Genomic DNA, 17,899 nt, shown 5'->3' on the forward strand with positions numbered 1-17,899 from the left:
GCCGGCCCGGTGGGCCCGGTGGGCCCGGTGGGCGGATGGGCTGGGACGGCGGTATCAGTCAAGAAAGACCCATGTCGAGAGGCATCGGGCGGCAGCCGCGCACCCGTTCCGAACGAAAAACGGCCGCAGCGCTTGATCCACCTGAGCCTGTTGCTATCATTTTTGATTAATCAGCCGCCGACGGCGCGATGCGCAGCGGAATCGTCACCGGCCCATCATTGACCAGATGGACCTGCATGTCGGCGGCGAATCGGCCGGTTTCCACCAGGGGGTGCGACGCGCGGGCGCGGGCGACGAGATAGTCGTACAGCCGGAGGCCCTCGTCGGGCGCGGCGGCCTGGGTGAAGCTGGGACGGTTGCCGCCGCTGGTGTCGGCCGCCAGGGTGAACTGGCTCACCAGCAGCAGGCCGCCCCCCTCGTCCTGCACGCTGCGGTTCATCTTGCCGGCGGCGTCGCAGAAGATGCGCAGCTTCAGCAGCTTGGCCAGCAGGCGGTCGGCCTCGGCCTCCGTGTCGCCCCGCTCGGCGCACACCAGCACCAGCAGGCCGGGCCCGATGCGGCCGATGGTGGCGCCTTCTACGTCCACGCGCGCCTCGCGCACGCGTTGCAGCACACTGATCATTCGCGCTCCTGGGGATGCAAGGGGTCTTGGGGCGGGTCGCCGTCGCGGTAGGCCTCCACGCCCACGGGCAGCAGCTCGATGGTCACGCGCAGGCCGGGCACGGCGTGCATCAGCGCCGCCTCCACCGCGCCGCGCAGCCGGGCCGCACGGCCCAGGCTCCAGTCCGCGGGCACATGCAGGTGCAGGCCGGCAAAGCGGCGCTGGCCCGCCTGGCGCGTCACGAGGTGGTCGAAGCGCAGGGCGGGCTCGCGCTGCGCGAAGGTCTGCAGCGCGGCATCGATGGCGGCCTGCGCCTCGGGCTCGACGGCAGCGTCCATCAGGCCCTGCGAGGCGCGCCAGACCATGTGGGCGCCCTCCTTCAGGATGTTGAGCGCCACGGCCATGGCCACGACCGCGTCCAGCCACAGCCAGCCCGTCAAGCCGGCCGCGCCGATGCCGACCACCACGCCGGCGGAGGTCCACACGTCGGTCACCAGGTGGCGGGCGTCGCCTTCCAGCGCGACCGAGCGGTACACCCGCGCCGAGCGGAACATGAGCCACGCCAGGCCCCCGTTGAGCGCCGAGCTGGCCACCGACAGCGCCAGCCCCCAGCCGACCTGCTCCAGCGGCTGCGGCTCGGTCAGGCGATGCGCCGCCGCCCAGAAGATGGCGATGGACGCGCCGACGATGAGGATGCCCTCGAAGCCCGACGAGAAGTATTCGGCCTTGTGGTGGCCGTAGGGATGGTCGTCGTCGGCCGGGCGCGCGGCCACCGTCACCATGGCCAGGGCGAACACCGCCCCCGCCAGGTTAACGAACGATTCCAGCGCATCGGACAGCAGGCCCACCGAGCCGGTGAGATGCCAGGCCATGGTCTTCATCACGATGGTGACCAGCGCCACGCCGACCGAGGCCCAGAGCAGCGTGCGCGGCGCGAGCGCGGCGACGCCGGCTGGAGGCGCGGAAGGGGCGGAAGAAGACATGGGGGGGTTCCAGAGACGGCGGCGCGGGGCGCTATTTTGCCTGCGCCATCGGGCCGCGAGGGCCGCGACGGGCGCCCCTCAGCCGTAGAGCCCGACCGCGTCGCGGCGCGCGGCGGCGGCTTCGTGCGGCGCCAGCGCCTCGGCCACGGGCTGCCAGACCGAGGCATAGGCCGGCAGCGCGTCGGGCTCGAACGCGGTGTGCGGCCAGTCGGAGCCCCACACCAGCCGCCCCGGCGCCAGCGCGGCCACGCGGCGAATGGCGGCGTGCAGCGCGGTGTAGGGCGCCGCACAGTCCAGCCGGTACCAGCCGGAGAGCTTCACCCAGCAGGTGCCCTGCTCCGCCAGCGCGGCCAGATGGCCCCATGCCGGGTCGCCGTCGGCCAGCCCGGCGTGCATGCCGGCCAGATGGTCGAGCACACAGGGGATGGGCGCCCCAGACGCCCCGGCCGCGCCATGCAGCGCCGCGATCTCCGCCAGATGCCGCGGCGATGCATACCACTGCACGTGCCAGCTCCGGTCCCGCAGGCGCGGCGCCAGCGCCTGGAAGGCCGCCGGTCCGTTGCCCACCGGGGAGACGAGATTGAAGCGGACGCCCCGCACGCCCAGCGCGTGCATGCGGTCCAGTTCGGCATCGGTGACTGCAGCGTCGACCACGGCCACGCCGCGGTGGCGGCCGGGCCGGGAGGCCAGCGCCTCGAGCATCACGGTGTTGTCGGTGCCGTAGACGCTGGGCTGCACCAGCACCAGGTGCTGCACGCCGCAGGCAGCGGCCTCGGCTTCGATGCGCTCCAGCGGAAAGTGCCGGGGCCGATAGTGGCCGGCCTGCACGGGCGCATCGGGGCTGAAGACGTGGACATGGGCATCCCACAGGCCGCCATCCGCCGGCGCAGTCGTGTCGAGTGTCGCCGCCATCGGTCACCCGACCGAGATCTTGCGGTCGCGCACCACGTCGGCCCACAGCGCGCGCTGGCCCTGGATGAAGCGGGCGGCCGCCGCCGGCGAGGCATCGGGGAACACGTCGCCGCCCAGGGAGCGAACGCGCGACAGCACCTCGGGATCGGCCAGCGCCCGGCGGATGGCGTCCGCCAGCCTCGCCTGCACATCCGCCGGCAGGCCGGCAGGGGCCAGCACCGGGTTCCACTCCAGCACCTCGTACTTGCGCACGCCCACTTCGGCCATGGTGGGCACGTCCGGCAGCGAACGGGCGCGCAGCGCGGAGGTGACGGCCAGCGCCCGCATCTTGCCCGCCCGGATGTGGCCGAGCGCAGACGCCACGTTGGCGAAGAAGAGCGGCACCTGGCCGGCCATCACGTCGTTCATGGCCGGGCCGCCGCCGCGGTAGGGAATGTGCGAGAGCTGCACGCCGGCGCGCTCTTCGAACAGCGCGCCGGCCAGGTGCTGGGCCGAGCCGTTGCCCGACGAGGCGTAGGCCACGCTGCCCGGCTTGCCGCGCGCCATGGCGATCACGTCCTGCACGCTGCGCGCCTCGAAGCCTGCCGAGCACACCAGCACGTTCGGAAACGTGGCCAGCACCGCCAGCGGCGTGAAGGCCTTGGCGGAGTCGTAGGCCATCTTGGGATAAAGCGACGGGTTGACGGCGAAAGACGATGCATCCAGCAGCAGCGTGGCACCGTCCGGCGTGGCGCGGGCCACATGGGCGCCCGCGATCTGGCCGCTGGCGCCGGGCTTGTTGTCCACCACCACGCTCTGGCCCAGCGCCTCGCCCATGCGCGGAGCGATGATGCGCGCCATCAGGTCAGCGCCGCCGCCGGCCGGGTACGACACCACCAGGGTGATGGGCCGGCCGCCGGCGATGCCTTGCGCGGGCTGGGCGCGGGTGGCGATCCAGGGTGCGGCAAGCGCGGCGCCGGCCGCGCCCAGCACCAGGCGGCGGGTGGGGAGGTGGGATGGGACGGGCATGCGAGGCTCCTTGGAATGGGGATGGGGATGCGGTTGTCTGGTCAGGTCAGCGTGACGCTGTAATGGAAGGCGTGGGCGTCGCCGCGCGTGACGCGCCATTCGACGCAACGCCCGGTCAGGTCGGTGGCACGGCGGGTGACCACGGCGCAGGGGTGCCCGGCCGCCAGCTCCAGGCTGCGTGCCTGCGGCGCGGTCAGCACGCCGAAGCCGATGTCGTCCACCGCGCGCTGCACGTGCACGCCGCAGCGGCTGGCGTAGAAGGGGTACAGCAGCGCGGGCCAGTCGCGGGAAGCCTCCGAGCCATCGGTGGCTGCCGCCCCTTCCTGCGGCGCCAGCGCACCAAAAAGGTCCAGCGGCAGCCAGATGTGCTCCAGGAGGCAGGGTTCGCCGTCGATGAGACGCAGGCGCTGCAGGCGCAATGCGCTTTCGCCGGGTGCCAGCCCCAGCGCACGGGCGGCTTCCACGGGTGCGGCCAGCACGGTGCGCCCCAGGATGCGTGATGCCGGCAGCTGTCCCGCCACGCCGTCGCCGAAGCGGAAGAAGCGCAGCATCGAGGCGCCCGCGATGCCGCTGCGCACGAAAGTACCCTTGCCGTGGATGCGCTCGATCAACCCCTGCTCCACCAGCAGCTCCAGCGCCCGCCGGAGCGTGCCGAGCGCCACGCCGTGCTCGGCCGCCAGGGCCTGCTCGGCCGGCAGCGCGGTGCCGGGCGGCCACTCGCCACGCACCACACGCTGGCGCAGGGCGGCGGCCAACGCGGCATAGCGGGCCAGGCCAGGGTGCTCGACCACGCCAAGGTCGGTGTCGGACTGCTGCATTCATCTACTCCTCTAGATGAGTTGCAGTTTATTCTGCCGGGCGGGGCGGCATACCCGGGCTAACCCGGGGGCCGCCGACGCCCCCGGGGAATCAGATCACTGCTCGTCGCCCACCAGGCGGGCCCGCACCAGCTTGCCCTTGACGCGGCCAGCCGACAGGCGCCGCGCCACCTCGGCGGCGATGTCGCGCTGCACCGCCACGTAGGTGGAGAACTCGTTCACGTTGATCTTGCCGACCTGCTCGCGGGTGAAGCCCATCTCGCCGGTCAGCGCGCCCAGCACGTCGCCGGCGCGGATCTTTTCCTTGCGCCCGCCCACGATCTGCACCGTGGCCATGGGCGGCAGCAGCGGGCCGCCGGGCGCGGGGGTCAACTCGGCCAGCGGGTGCCACTCGCATTCCCGCTCCTGCAGCTGCTCGATCTTGCCGACGCTGCCCATCTCGGGCAGGCTCGCCAGGCTCAAAGCCAGGCCCTCGGCGTCGGCACGGCCGGTGCGGCCGATGCGGTGGATGTGGATTTCCGGGTCGGGCGTCACGTCCACGTTGATGACGGCCTGCAGCTGGGCGATGTCCAGCCCGCGTGCGGCCACGTCGGTGGCCACCAGCACCGTGGCGCTGCGGTTGGCGAACTGCACCAGCACCTGGTCGCGGTCGCGCTGCTCCAGGTCGCCGTAGAGCGCGAGGGCGCTGAAGCCCTGCCCGCGCAGCACGTCCACCAGGTCGCGGCACTGCTGCTTGGTGTTGCAAAAGGCGATGGCCGATTCGGGCCGGAAGTGGACCAGCAACTGCGACACGGCATGCAGGCGCTCGCTTTCCTTGACCTCGTACCAGCGCTGGGCGATCTTGCCGGCGCCGTGCTGCGCCTGCACGGTGATCTGCTGGGGCGACTTCATGAACTGCCGGGCGATGCGCTCGATGCCTTCCGGGTAGGTGGCAGAAAAAAGCAGCGTCTGCCGGTCGGCCGGGCACTGGCGCGCCACCTGGGCGATGTCGTCGAAGAAGCCCATGTCCAGCATGCGGTCGGCCTCGTCCAGCACCAGGGTCTTCAGGCCCTGCAGGTCGAGCGTGTTGCGCTCCAGGTGGTCCATCACCCGGCCGGGCGTGCCGACGACGACGTGCGCGCCGTGCTCCAGGCTGGCGATCTGCCCGCGCAGCGGCACGCCGCCGCAGAGGGTGACGACCTTGATGTTGTCCTGCGCGCGGGCGAGGCGCCGGATCTCGGTGGTGACCTGGTCGGCGAGCTCGCGGGTGGGGCACAGCACCAGGGCCTGCACGCCGAAGTGGCGCGGGTTGAGCCGGTCCAGCAGGGCCAGGCCGAAGGCGGCCGTCTTGCCGCTGCCGGTGCTGGACTGGGCGATGAGGTCACGCCCCTGCAACGCGGCCGGCAGGGCGGCGGCCTGGATGGCGGTCATCTGCGCGTAACCCAACTGCTGGAGGTTGGCGAGCGTGGCGGGGGACAGCGGCAGGGTGCCGAAATCGGCGGAAGGGGTAGTCATCGGCCGATTATCCGGCGCGCACCCGGTGCCGCCCGCACGCTCCGGCGTGCCGCCGGGCGGATTCGAGGGCTTGCACGGTGCACAGCCGCGGGGCGATGGGCTATAAGTCCGGCAGACCGAACCCTCCATGTCCGACATTCCCCACGCCGACACGCTCGCCGACCTGCAAGGCTGGACCCCTGAGTCCCTGCTGCGCATGGTGGCCGATTCCGTTCCGGCATTGCTGGCCTGCTACACGCTCCCCGATCTGCGCTGCGTGTTCGCCAACGCGGGTTACGCCGAGGCCCATGGGTTCGCGGTGCAGGCCATGCTGGGCCGCACGGCGCAGGAGATCGTGGGCGAAGACGCCTGGAAGGACGTGCAATCGCACGCGCGGCGGGTGGCCGCCGGCGAGCGGGTGCAATACACGCGCCGGCTGGAGATGCCCGGGCACGACAGCCGCATGGTCGAGGTCACGCTCACGCCGCACGTCCTGGCCGGCGGGCAGCGGGTCATCCTGGTGCTGGTCAACGACATCACCCACCACTGGCTGTCGGAGCAGGCGGTGCTGCTGAGCGAAGAGCGCATGCGCAAGTTCTCGCTCGCCACCGACGAGGCCATCGTCTTCCACCGCGACGGCCGGGTGGTGGACATGAACGACGCCGTGACGCGGCTGCTGGGCTACACCCTGCCCGAGGTGCAGGGCCGCGGCATTTTGGGATTCGTGAGCGAGGAGTACCGCGCGCAGGCCGAGGACTACGTGATGGCCGGCCGCGAGCATTCCTACGAAGCGACCGTGCTGCACAAGGACGGCCGGCGCATTCCGGTCGAGATCATCGGCAAGAACATGCCGGAGCCGGGCGGCGACTACCGCATCGCGGTGCTGCGCGACATCACGGCGCGCAAGCAGGCGCAGGCGCGGCTGGAATTCCTGTCGCAGCACGACTCCCTCACGCAGTTGCCCAACCGCCGGCACCTGATGGGCCAGCTGGGCCAGACGCTGGACACCGCGCAGCGGCGGCACGCGCGGGCGGCGGTGCTGTTCCTCGACCTGGACCATTTCAAGACCGTGAACGACTCGCTCGGCCACCAAGCGGGCGACTTGCTGCTGTGCGAGATGGCCCGGCGCATGCAGGGCGCGGTCCGCCCGTCCGACCTGGTGGCGCGCGTGGGCGGCGACCAGTTCGCGGTGGTGCTGCCCGACATCCACAACCGGGGCGACGCCGCCGCCGTGGCCGACCAGTTGCTGGCCGACATGCGCCAGGTCTTCCACGTGGACGGCACACCACTCTCGCTCTCGCCCTCCATCGGCATCAGCGTGTTCCCCGAGGACGGCCGCGCGCCCGACGAGCTGATGCGCCGCGCCGATGCCGCCATGCACGCCGCCAAGCACAGCGGGCGGGGCAACCGGCAGTTCTACGCCCCCGGCATGGAAGTGCGCGCCACCGAGATCCTGCAGCAGGAGCGGCTGTTGCGCGACGCCATCTTCGAAGGCGCGTTCGAATTGCACTACCAGCCGCAGGTCCGGGTGGACGACGGCCGGCTGGTGGGCTTCGAGGCGCTGGTGCGCTGGAAGCACCCGGAACGCGGCCTGGTCGGGCCGGCCGACTTCATCGGCATCGCCGAGTCGCGCGGGCTCATCACGCCGATCGGCCGGTGGGTGATGCACGAGGCCTGCCGCCAGATGAAGGCCTGGCACGACGCCGGCCTGCAGCGCGTGCCGGTGGCGGTCAACCTGTCTGCGCTGGAGTTCCGCCAGCGCGACGTGGCCCGCGAGATCGCCAGCGTGCTGCAGCAGACCGGCCTGGAGGCGCGCTTCCTTGAGATCGAGATCACCGAATCGGTGCTGATGCAGGACGCCGACCAGGCCCGCGAAACCCTGGGCGCCTTGCGCGCGCTGGGCGTGGGCATTTCCATCGACGACTTCGGCACCGGCTACTCGTCGCTGGCCTACCTCAAGCGCTATCCGATCGACAAGCTCAAGATCGACCGCTCGTTCGTCATGGACACGCCCGGCAGCGACGACGACGTGGCGATCGTCACCGCCATCGTGCAGCTGGGGCGCAGTCTGCAGCTCAGGACGGTGGCCGAGGGCGTGGAAACGCCCGAGCAGCTGGCCTTGTTGCGCCAGCTGGGGTGCGATCTGGCGCAGGGCTACGGCATTTCGAGGCCGATGGACGGCGCCCGCGCGCGCCGCTGGATGCAGGATCTGCCCACCTGACCGATACGCCCAGGGCAGGCGCGGCCCGATCCTGCCGACGCCACGGCGCTGCATGACAATAGCGCCATGGCCCAGATTCCTGACTTCACCGAACCCACGTTCCACACCGATCCCGCCGATGCGCTGGCGCAGGTCCAGCGCATCTACCAGCAGCAGATCGGCCACCTGCGCGACGCCATGCAGCGCTTCGTCGGCGGAGAAACGCCTCCCTCCCACGTCCGGGCGTTCTACCCCTTCGTTCGGGTGCAGACCCTGACCGTGGCGCGGGCCGCGACGCAGCTCGCCTATGGCTTCGTCGAGGGCCCGGGGCGCTACGAGACCACGCTCACCCGGCCCGACCTGTTCGCCCGCTACTACGCCGAGCAGTTCCGCCTGCTGCGCGCCAGCCACAACGTGGAGCTGGAGGTCGGCATCAGCAACCAGCCCATTCCGATCCACTTCTCGTTCGCCGAGCACGACCACATCGAAGGCTCGCTCACGCCCGAGCGGCGCATGCTGATGCGCGACGTGTTCGACCTGCCCGACCTGGCGGCCATGGACGACGGCATCGCCAACGGCACCTGGGCGGCACGGGCGGGCGAGGCGCAGCCGCTGTCGCTCTTCACCGCGCCGCGGGTGGACTATTCGCTGCACCGCCTGCGCCACTACACCGGCACGGCGCCCGAGTGGTTCCAGAACTTCGTGCTGTTCACCAACTACCAGTTCTACATCGACGAGTTCGTGCGCCTGGGCCATGCCGAGATGGCCAACCCGGACAGCGAATACATCGCCTTCATCGAGCCCGGCAACGTGGTCACCCGCCGCAAGGGCCTGGCCGCCGAGGCCGGCGACGACCTGGGCGTGGCCCCGCCCCGCCTGCCGCAGATGCCCGCCTACCACCTGGTGCGCGCCGACCGCAGCGGCACCACCATGGTCAACATCGGCGTGGGCCCGTCGAATGCCAAGACCATCACCGACCACATCGCCGTGCTGCGGCCCCATGCCTGGATGATGCTGGGCCACTGCGCCGGCCTGCGCAACAGCCAGCAGCTGGGCGACTACGTGCTGGCCCACGCCTATGTGCGCGAAGACCACGTGCTGGACGAAGAGCTGCCGCTCTGGGTGCCCATTCCCGCGCTGGCCGAGATCCAGCTGGCGCTGCAGCAGGCCGTGGCCGACGTGAGCCAGGTGCCCGAGGCCGACCTGAAGCGCATCATGCGCACCGGCACCGTCGCCAGCACCGACAACCGCAACTGGGAGCTGCTGCCCGACAACATGCCCCAGCGCCGCTTCAGCCAGAGCCGCGCCGTGGCGCTGGATATGGAAAGCGCCACCATCGCGGCCAACGGGTTCCGCTTCCGGGTGCCCTACGGCACGCTGCTGTGCGTGTCCGACAAGCCCTTGCACGGCGAGATCAAGCTGCCCGGCATGGCCAACCACTTCTACCGCGAGCGGGTCGACCAGCATCTGCGCATCGGCATGCGCGCCATCGAGATCCTGCGCGAAGGCGGCGTGAGCCGTCTGCACAGCCGCAAGCTGCGCAGCTTTGCCGAGGTGGCGTTCCAGTAGCCGGCGGCATTGCCACGCGGGCCGTGCGGGGCCCCACTGCTACACCAAAGCCAGCACCACCGTGCTGGCTTTTTCACGTATGGACTACTACCTAGCTGCAAACGCCGAGTGACAGGCGCCGCGCCACTTCCACAATGGTCGGTGGGCTTCTCGACCCACATCCCACCACAGGAGACAACGTGACGCGCACCTTCACCACCACTCCCATCGCCCGACCCGCCTGGCGCCTGCTGGCCACGGCCGGCGCTGCCGCAGCCCTTACGGCCTGCGGCAGCGCCGGCTCGCACGGCTACAACTTCGAAGACGCCAGCAAGGAGCTCGCCCAGCAGCAGGTCGCCGCCAGCCAGATCGGCCTGCCCACCAACGGCGCGACGGTCACGTCGGTGGAGACGCCCACGGCCGCCAGCGGCGCGCAGCCGCCCGCCTCGGTGCGCGCCAACATCTCCATCCGGCCGGTGGACCCGGCCGCGCCGGCCATCAAGATGGGGCTGCTCCTGCCCAAGGAGTGGAACGGCAAGGTCGTCATGCTGGGAGGCGGCGGCTACAACGGTGTGCTGCCCAGCCTCTACACCTACCCGGCGGCCCCCGCCAGCCAGGGCGCCTACCCGCTGCTGAGCCAGGGCTACGCCGTGTTCGCCAGCGACTCCGGCCACCAGGCGGGCGCGGCCGGCAGCCGCGACGGCAGCTTCGGCACCAACGACGAGGCGGTGACCAACTTCTCGGGCGCCGCGCTGAAGAAAGTGAGCGACGTCGCCGACGTGCTGGTCAGCCGCTTCTATGGCGAAAAGCCCGGCAAGCGCTACTTCCTGGGCGGCTCGACCGGCGGGCGTGAAGCCCTGGCCGTCGCGCAGAAGTGGCCGGCCGACTGGGACGGCGTGCTCGCCTGGTACCCGGCCTGGAACGCCGCCAGCCTGGACCTGCAGTTCGGCCGCATCAGCCGCGCCTTCGCCCAGCCGGGCGCCTACCCCAGCCTGGGCCAGCGCAAGCTGCTGCGTCAGGCGGCGCTGGCGCAGTGCGACGGGCTCGACGGCCTGCAGGACGGCGTGGTCAGCAACGTGGCCGCCTGCAACGCGCAGTTCGACCCCGCCATCGCCCGCTTCAATGGCCAGCCGCTGCGCTGCGCGAGCGGCGGCAACGAGGGCGACCAGTGCCTGTCCGACGCGATGATCTCGGCGCTCAAGACCTATTCGACGGCGATCCAGTTCAGCGCGCCCCTGGGCAGCGGCGAGACCCAGTACCCCGGCTTCAACGTCTGGGGCACCGAGCTGGGCGAGCAAAGCAGCAGCCCGCTGCAGCCCACCGTGAACCTGCTGGCGATGAACACCACCGCGCCGGCCAGCCCCGCCCCGCTCACCGCGCCGTATTGGGCCGTGTTCTGGGACCAGTGGGTGCGCTACTTCGTCACGCGCGACGCGAACTACAACAGCCTGGCGCTGGACCCGCAGAACCCCGGCCCGTGGACCGACCGCATCAACACCCTGGCCAGGCTGCAGGACATCAACAGCACCGACCTCTCCGCCTTCCAGAAGCGCGGCGGCAAGCTGCTGATGGCCCACGGCTCGGCCGACGCCCTCGTCAGCACCCGCGCCACGGCGCAGTACTGGCAGCGGCTGGAGCAGACCATGGGCGCCACGGCGGTGCGCGGCTTCGCGCGCTACTACGAAGTGCCGGGCTACGGCCATGCGGCCAGCACCGCCTTCAACGCCAACTGGGATGGGCTCAAGGCGCTGGACCAGTGGGTGGGCAGCGGCACCGCCCCCACGGCCCAGGTAGTGACGGACACGGCCGGCGTGCCGGGCCGCACCCGGCCGTTGTGCGAATATCCCAGCTGGCCACGCTACGCGGGCGCGGGCGACGTGGACAAGGCGGAGAGCTTCAGCTGCGTGACGCAGTAGGAAGGCAGTAGGCAGGCAGTAGGCAGCCCCCTGCCCGGTTCGCGGCCTCTCCGCCGCGAACCGGGTGGGCGTCAAGCGCCGCGGGCGAAGGCCGATGCCCGCTCCACCTGCTCATCCGTCAGCCGCATCCCGGTATAGAGCGCAAACTGCTCAGCCGCCTGCAGCGCGATCACCTCGGCGCCCGTGATGACCGGGCGGCCCTGGCGACGCGCCTCGGCGATCAGCGGGGTTTCGGCTGGCATCGCGACCACGTCGAACACCCAGGCCGCAGCTGCCACCTGGGCCGGCGTGAACGCCAGCGCCTCGGCATCGGCACCGCCCGCCATGCCGATGGGTGTGGCATTGACCAGCACATCGGCCTCGACGGGGCCGGCCTCGGGCTGCCAGCCGTAGCCGTTGGCGGCGGCCAGTGCGCGGCCGGCGGACTCGTTGCGTGCGATCACGACACCTTGCGCCAACCCCGCATCGACCAGGGCTGCCAGCACCGCACGCGCCATGCCGCCGCTGCCGCGCAGCGCCACCCGCAGGCCGGACGGCACGGCATGGCGCTGCAGCAGCGCACGCACGGCCAGGTAGTCGGTGTTGTAGGCCACGAGGCGCCCGTCGTCGTTCACCAGCGTGTTCACCGATTGCAGCCGCTCGGCCGATGGGTCGAGCGCATCGGCCAGCGGAATCACCGCTTCCTTGAACGGCATCGAGATGGCGCAGCCGCGCACGCCCAGGGCGCGCACGCCGGCGATGGCGGCCGGCAGGTCGGTGGTGGTGAAGGCCTTGTAGACGTAGTCCAGGCCTAGCTCTTCATACAGGAAGTTGTGGAACCGCGTGCCGATGTTGCTGGGCCGCGCGGCCAGCGACATGCACAGCCGCGTGTCCCGGGTCAGCCGCAGCGTCATGCGGCGGCTCCGGGCGCCGCCACGCGCTTCTTGAAGAGGCCCAGCGCCACGCCCGTGACCACGGCGCCGGCCACGATGGCGGCGGCGTACAGCACCACGTGGTTCACGGCGTTCGGAATGGCCAGCACGAAGATGCCGCCGTGCGGGGCCTGCAGGCCGATGTTCCAGGCCATCGACAGGCCGCCGGCCACCGCCGAGCCCAGCACGCAGGCCGGGATCACGCGCAGCGGGTCGCGGGCGACGAAGGGAATGGCGCCTTCGGTGATGAAGGCGAGGCCCAGCACGGCGGCGGCCTTGGAGGCTTCGCGCTCCTCGGCCGAGAACCGGCTCTTGAACAGCCAGCACGCCAGGGCGATGCCCAGCGGCGGCGTCATGCCGGCCGCCATGGCCGCGGCCATGGGGTTGGCCACGCCGCTGGCGATGAGCGTGGTGGAGAAGACGTAGGCCGCCTTGTTCACCGGCCCGCCCATGTCGAAGGCCATCATGGCGCCCAGGATGATGCCCAGCAGCACGGCGCTGCCGGTCTGCAGGCCCTTGAGCCATTCGGTCAGCGCGCCCATCACGGCGGCCATGGGTGCGCCGATCACCATCATCATCAGCACGCCAACGATGGCCGCGCCCAGCAGCGGCAGGATCAGCACGGGCTTCAAGCCGTCGAGCCCGCGCGGCAGGCGGATGAGGCGGTTGAGCCAGTGCACCGCATAGCCGGCGATGAAGCCCGCCGCGATGGCGCCCAGGAAGCCCGCGCCCACCGTGCCGGCCAGCAGTCCGCCGATCATGCCGGGCGCGATGCCGGGCCGGTCGGCGATGGAGTAGGCGATGTAGCCCGCCAGTGCCGGCAGCATGAGCGCGAAGCCGGCATTGGCGCCCACCTGGAACAGCACCCAGCCCAGCGTGCCCTTGTGCGCGTCGTCATACACGTAGATGCCGCCCAGCGCGAAGGCCAGCGCGATCAGCAGGCCGCCCGCCACCACGAAGGGCAGCATGAAGGACACGCCCGTCATCAGGTGCTTGTAGGCGCCGGTGGATTCGCGCCGGGCGGGCGCGGCTGCCGGGGCGGCCGCGTCCTCGGTGGTGGCGGCGGCGGCACCCGCGCCCCACACCAGGGCCTGCGCCCGGGCCTGGGCGAAGACGGCCGCCGCGTCGTGGATGGCGGCCTTGGTGCCGGTGGCGTAGAGGCGCTTGCCGACGAAGCGGTCGCGGTGGACCTGCGTGTCGGCGGCGATCACCACCAGGTCGGCGGCGGCGATCTCGGCGGCGGTGAGCGTGTTCTGCGCGCCCACCGAGCCCTGCGTCTCCACCTTGATGGTGTGGCCCAGCGCGCGGGCGCCCTGCTCCAGCGCCTCGGCCGCCATGAAGGTGTGGGCCACGCCGGTGGGGCAGGAAGTGATGGCGACGATGTGGAGGGGGCCATCCGGCACGTCGTCCAGCAGTTCGGCCGGCGCGTTGGCCGGCAGGTCTGGCGAAGCGCCCACCCCCATGCCGGCCAGCGCCGCGCGCACCACGCCGGCCGCGTCGGCCAGCACGGCCTGGGGCGTGGCCTCGTGCACGGGCACGTCGATGGTGCCCAGCAGGTCCTGCCGGTCCACCGGCATGTCGGCGGCCACGATGACGGCGGCGGCGGTGGCCAGCTCGGCATCGCTGAAAGCCCCCTGCGTGCCCAGGGTGCTGTGCACGCTGAGCGCGAGCCGGTGGCCCGCCGATTCGGCGGCGGCGCGCAGCGCCTCGGCCACCATGAAGCTGTGTGCCGGGCCGGCCTGGCTCGCGGCGATGGCGATGAGTTGGGCCATGGTTGTCTCTCCTGATTAGATCGGCTGCGCGGTGATGGCGGCGGCCAGGGCGTCGACCTCGGGCCGGTGCGGCAGGCCGGGCGCGATGCGCTGGATGCGCGCGGCCGCGCAGGCCATGCCGAAGGTGGCCGCCGCGGGCATGGGCTGGCCTTGCGACAGCGCGGCCAGCGTGCCGGCGACCAGCGCGTCCCCCGCGCCCACGGTGGTGGCGACGGGCACGCGGGGCGCTGCGGCATGCCAGCAGCCTTCGGCAGTGGCGATGACGGCGCCCTCGCCGCCCAGCGACACGGCCAGCTGGCGCACGCCGTGGTCGCGGCACAGGCCCCGCGCCGCGGCGGCCACGTCGGCCCGCGTGGGCAAGGCGCGGCCAGCCAGCTCTTCGAGCTCGGCCTGGTTGGGCTTGATGAAGGCGACCGGCACCACGGTGCCGCGTGCCGGGTCGGCCAGGGCGCGCAGCAGCTGCAGCAGCACGGCGCCGCCGGTGTCGATGGCGACGTGGGCGCCCTGCGCGTGCACCGCACGGGCGATGCGTTCCCACGCGCCGGCATCGGCGCCGGGCGGCAGGCTGCCGGCCAGCTCGCACCAGTCGCCGGGGCGCACGCGCCCGGCGAGCGTGGCCAGCAGGCCGGACTCGGCTTGCTGCAGCGCATCGGGCGCCAGCGACAGGCCGGGCAGGTTGATGTCGGTGGAGTCGCCCCGCGATGCGTCGGCGATCTTGATGTTGGTGCGGGTGGCGCCGGGCAGGCGCAGCATGGCGTCGTCGATGCCTCGCGCCGCGAAGGCGGTCACGAACACGGCGTCGTTGTCGGCGCCCAACCAGCCGGTGGCCGTGACGGGCACGCCCAGCGCGGCCAGCACGGCCGCCACGCCCACGCCCTTGCCGCCGGCCTCGCGCTGGTCGCCCTGGGCGCGGTGCACCTCGCCCGGCACCAGCGCGGCCACGCGCACGGTGTGGTCGATGGCCGGGTTGAGCGTGATGGTGAAGATGCGGGCGGCGTCAGCCATGGCGGGCTCCTGCGGGTGACACCAGCGCATTCTTGGTGCCAAATCGGCCTCCAGCGCTTGATCCATCTACGCATGCAGCTATTAACTTGATAGCAATCATTGCCAATCCTCGATGGGCGGGTGTGCGGGCCGTCATGGCGCGGTGGCGGGGCGCAGTTCGGCGCCCAGCGCACGCACCTCGTCGGCCGTGTCCACCTGTAGCGCGCGCCGTGCCAGGGCCTGCAGCTCGGCCAGGCCGTGGCGCCGCAGCAGGGCCTTGACGGTGCCGATGTCGCCGGTGCTCATGCTCAGTTCATCGACACCCAGGCCCACCAGCAGCGCGGCGCCCAGCGGCTCGCCGGCCAGGCCCCCGCAGACGCCCACCCAGCGGCGGTGCTGGCGGGCGCCCGCCACCGTGCGCTCGATCAGGCGCAGCACGGCAGGGTGCAGGCTGTCGGCCATGCCGGCGAGCTCCGGGTGCTGGCGGTCCACGGCCAGCGTGTATTGCGTGAGGTCGTTGGTGCCGATGGAGAAGAAATCCACGTGCGCGGCCAGCCGGTCGGCGATGAGCGCGGCCGAGGGCACCTCGATCATGATGCCCACCGGCACGGCCGGGGCGTTCAGCTCGGCGCGCACCGATTCCATGCGCTGGCGCAGCGTCAGCACCTCTTCCACCGTGCTGATCATGGGGAACATGACCTGCAGCGGGCCGTGGTGCGCGGCGCGGTAGAGCGCCCGCAGCTGCGGCACCAGCAGGTCGTCGCGCTTGAGGGCGAGCCGCGCGCCGCGCACGCCCAAAAAGGGGTTCTCTTCCACCGGCAGATCCAGGTGCGGCACCTGCTTGTCGCCGCCGATGTCCAGCGTGCGCACGACCAGGGGCTTGCCCTGCAGGGCCTCCACCATGGCGCGGTAGACCTCGTACTGGTCGTCTTCGCCGGGCACGGTGTCGCGCTCGAGGAAGAGGAATTCGGTGCGCATCAGGCCCACGCCCTCGGCGCCGGCTTCCAGCGCCTTCGCGGCCTGGTCGGCGCGGTTGGCATTGGCGGCGATCTCCACCGTGTGCCCGTCGGTGGTGGTGGCGGGCTGCTGGCGGGTGCGGGCTTCTTCTTCCTGCCGGCGGGCCAGCCGGGCCATGCGCTCGCGCGCCTCGATCAGCGCGGTCTCGCTCGGGCCCACGTAGAGCCGGCCGCGGTAGCCGTCCAGAATGGCCACGGCCCCCGCCAGGTGGGGCGCTGCCGCGTCGCCGCTGGCGCTGGGCAACACGCCCGGACCGGCCGCCACCACGGCGGGCAGCCCCAGGGCACGCGCCAGGATGGCGGTGTGCGCCGTGGGGCCGCCGCGCGCGGTGCAAAAGCCCCGCACGCGGCTGGTGTCGATCTGCGCGGTGACCGAGGGCGAGAGGTCGTCGGCCAGCAGGATGGCGTCGTGCGGCCAGGCGGCCACGGCGGCGTCCTCGTCGCCCCGGCCCAGCAGGTGGCGCAGCACGCGCTCGCCCACGTCCTGCAGGTCGGCGGCGCGGGCGGCGAGCGTGGCGTCGGCCAGCGCCCGCTGCGCGGCCACGCGCTCGGCCATGGCATGGCGCCACGACCAGGCGGCGCCGTGGCCCTGCACCACGCTGCGGCTCACCGCCTGCAGCACGCCGGCGTCCTGCAGCAGGCCCTGGTGCGCGGTGAAGATGGCGGCCTGCTCGGCGCGGCCGGCGGCCTGGGCATCGGCGGCCAGTTGCTGCAGCTGGGCCAGCGCCGCTGCCAGGGCGCGGTCCAGCTGCGCGGCTTCTTCGGCGATGGTGGTGAAGCGGTCGTCCACCTCCAGCGCGGCGCCCTCGGCCTGCACCAGCGTGCCCACCACCAGGCCCGGGCTGGCCGCGATGCCGGTGAACGTGTGGCGGGCCGTGGGCTGCCAGTCGCCCAGCTCGCTGCCCAGGCCCTGCGCCTGCGCCTGGCGGGCGGCCGACAGTTCGGCTTGGCGGCTTTCCTCGTCGCCCAGGCGCTGGATGGTGGCGTTCAGCGTCGAGAGCGCCGCCGCCGCATCGGCGCCCTGGGCCGACAGGCGCAGCTGCGCGCCGCGCCCCGCGCCCAGGCCCAGCAGCGCGGCCACGCTCTTGGCGTCGGCCACCGTGTCGCCGCAGCGCACGTGCACCCGGGCGCTGAAGCGGCCGGCGACGCGCGCCCATTCGCCCGCCGGCCGTGCGTGCAGGCCGTTGGGGTAGTTCAAGGACAGCTCGCGGCCGAGCGGAAAGTCTTCCAGCGCGGGAATGCTGGCGGCACCGCCCGCCGCCGGGCCGGCCGCTTCGTCGGCCGTGAGGGCGCGCACGATCTCGTCCGCATCGGTGGTGGTCGCCAGCCGCCGCATCAGCGCGCCGCCCTGCATCAGGCGGGTCAGGCGGCGCAGCACCTGGATGTGCTCGTCCGACGCGGCCGCGATGGCCACCACCAGATGCGCCTGCTTGGCATCGTCGCCCCAGCGCACGCCAGCCGGCACCTGCAGCACGGCCAGCCCGGTGCGGCGCACCAGGTGCTTGTCTTCCACCATGCCGTGGGGAATGGCCAGGCCCTCGCCCAGGAAGGTGTTGGCCACCTTCTCGCGCTGGAGCAGGCTGTCGACGTAGGCGGGCTGGATGTGGCCGGCCTGGGCCAGCAAGGCGCCCGCGGCGCGCACGGCGTCTTCGCGGTTGTGCGGCGCTGCGCCCAGGCGCACTTCGACCGGAATGGTGGACATGCAATGTCTCCTGCAAATTTGGTATCGATTCCAGAACCGATTATCCGTCGCGGGT

The 17,899-nt window shown here is 72.2% G+C and carries 13 protein-coding genes; 3 read left to right on the forward strand and 10 right to left on the reverse strand.

Annotation, left to right across the window (positions count from 1 at the left end):
- Positions 1 to 166: 166 nt before the first annotated feature.
- The 6 genes from dtd to dbpA form a co-directional block, all read right to left on the reverse strand.
- A complete protein-coding gene (gene dtd, locus ABWV53_RS13665; RefSeq protein ID WP_353366631.1) occupies positions 167 to 622 on the reverse strand; it encodes a D-aminoacyl-tRNA deacylase in 456 nt (151 codons plus the stop codon).
- Positions 619 to 1,584 (reverse strand): cation diffusion facilitator family transporter, encoded by a 966-nt coding sequence (locus ABWV53_RS13670; protein ID WP_353366632.1) that lies wholly within the window; start codon positions 1,582 to 1,584, stop codon positions 619 to 621. The genes dtd and ABWV53_RS13670 overlap by 4 nt, the downstream gene beginning before the upstream one ends.
- 78 nt (positions 1,585 to 1,662) lie before the next feature.
- Entirely contained in the window at positions 1,663 to 2,496 is an 834-nt protein-coding gene (locus ABWV53_RS13675; protein ID WP_353366633.1) for an amidohydrolase family protein, read from the reverse strand.
- 3 nt (positions 2,497 to 2,499) lie between these two features.
- Positions 2,500 to 3,504, reverse strand: coding sequence for a tripartite tricarboxylate transporter substrate binding protein (locus tag ABWV53_RS13680; RefSeq protein ID WP_353366634.1), 1,005 nt, complete (start codon positions 3,502 to 3,504; stop codon positions 2,500 to 2,502).
- Between the two features lie 41 nt (positions 3,505 to 3,545).
- Complete coding sequence (locus ABWV53_RS13685) at positions 3,546 to 4,322, reverse strand: GntR family transcriptional regulator (protein WP_353366635.1); 777 nt, start codon at positions 4,320 to 4,322, stop codon at positions 3,546 to 3,548.
- 96 nt (positions 4,323 to 4,418) lie between these two features.
- A complete protein-coding gene (gene dbpA / locus ABWV53_RS13690) occupies positions 4,419 to 5,816 on the reverse strand; it encodes an ATP-dependent RNA helicase DbpA (protein WP_353366636.1) in 1,398 nt (465 codons plus the stop codon).
- A 127-nt stretch (positions 5,817 to 5,943) separates the two neighbouring features.
- Between dbpA and ABWV53_RS13695 the strand changes: the two genes are divergently transcribed.
- The 3 genes from ABWV53_RS13695 (at position 5,944) to ABWV53_RS13705 (ending at position 11,459) form a co-directional block, all read left to right on the forward strand.
- Positions 5,944 to 8,016 (forward strand): putative bifunctional diguanylate cyclase/phosphodiesterase, encoded by a 2,073-nt coding sequence (locus ABWV53_RS13695; protein WP_353366637.1) that lies wholly within the window; start codon positions 5,944 to 5,946, stop codon positions 8,014 to 8,016.
- Between the two features lie 66 nt (positions 8,017 to 8,082).
- Positions 8,083 to 9,564 (forward strand): AMP nucleosidase, encoded by a 1,482-nt coding sequence (locus ABWV53_RS13700; RefSeq protein ID WP_353366638.1) that lies wholly within the window; start codon positions 8,083 to 8,085, stop codon positions 9,562 to 9,564.
- A gap of 179 nt (positions 9,565 to 9,743) precedes the next feature.
- Positions 9,744 to 11,459, forward strand: coding sequence for a tannase/feruloyl esterase family alpha/beta hydrolase (locus tag ABWV53_RS13705; RefSeq protein WP_353366639.1), 1,716 nt, complete (start codon positions 9,744 to 9,746; stop codon positions 11,457 to 11,459).
- A gap of 71 nt (positions 11,460 to 11,530) precedes the next feature.
- On the opposite strand, the gene ABWV53_RS13710 is transcribed toward ABWV53_RS13705, so the two are convergent.
- The 4 genes from ABWV53_RS13710 to ptsP form a co-directional block, all read right to left on the reverse strand.
- Positions 11,531 to 12,352 carry a shikimate 5-dehydrogenase gene (locus ABWV53_RS13710; protein WP_353366640.1) on the reverse strand — a complete coding sequence of 274 codons (822 nt, stop codon included), beginning with the start codon at positions 12,350 to 12,352 and terminating at the stop codon, positions 11,531 to 11,533.
- Complete coding sequence (locus ABWV53_RS13715; RefSeq protein WP_353366641.1) at positions 12,349 to 14,142, reverse strand: fructose-specific PTS transporter subunit EIIC; 1,794 nt, start codon at positions 14,140 to 14,142, stop codon at positions 12,349 to 12,351. The genes ABWV53_RS13710 and ABWV53_RS13715 overlap by 4 nt, the downstream gene beginning before the upstream one ends.
- A gap of 15 nt (positions 14,143 to 14,157) precedes the next feature.
- Positions 14,158 to 15,147 (reverse strand): 1-phosphofructokinase family hexose kinase, encoded by a 990-nt coding sequence (locus tag ABWV53_RS13720; RefSeq protein ID WP_353366642.1) that lies wholly within the window; start codon positions 15,145 to 15,147, stop codon positions 14,158 to 14,160.
- A gap of 132 nt (positions 15,148 to 15,279) precedes the next feature.
- Entirely contained in the window at positions 15,280 to 17,844 is a 2,565-nt protein-coding gene (ptsP, locus tag ABWV53_RS13725) for a phosphoenolpyruvate--protein phosphotransferase (RefSeq protein WP_353366643.1), read from the reverse strand.
- Between the last annotated feature and the right edge of the window lie 55 nt (positions 17,845 to 17,899).

This window comes from Acidovorax sp. FG27, from assembly GCF_040365715.1.
In the GTDB taxonomy this organism is placed as follows: Bacteria; Pseudomonadota; Gammaproteobacteria; order Burkholderiales; family Burkholderiaceae_C; genus Paracidovorax.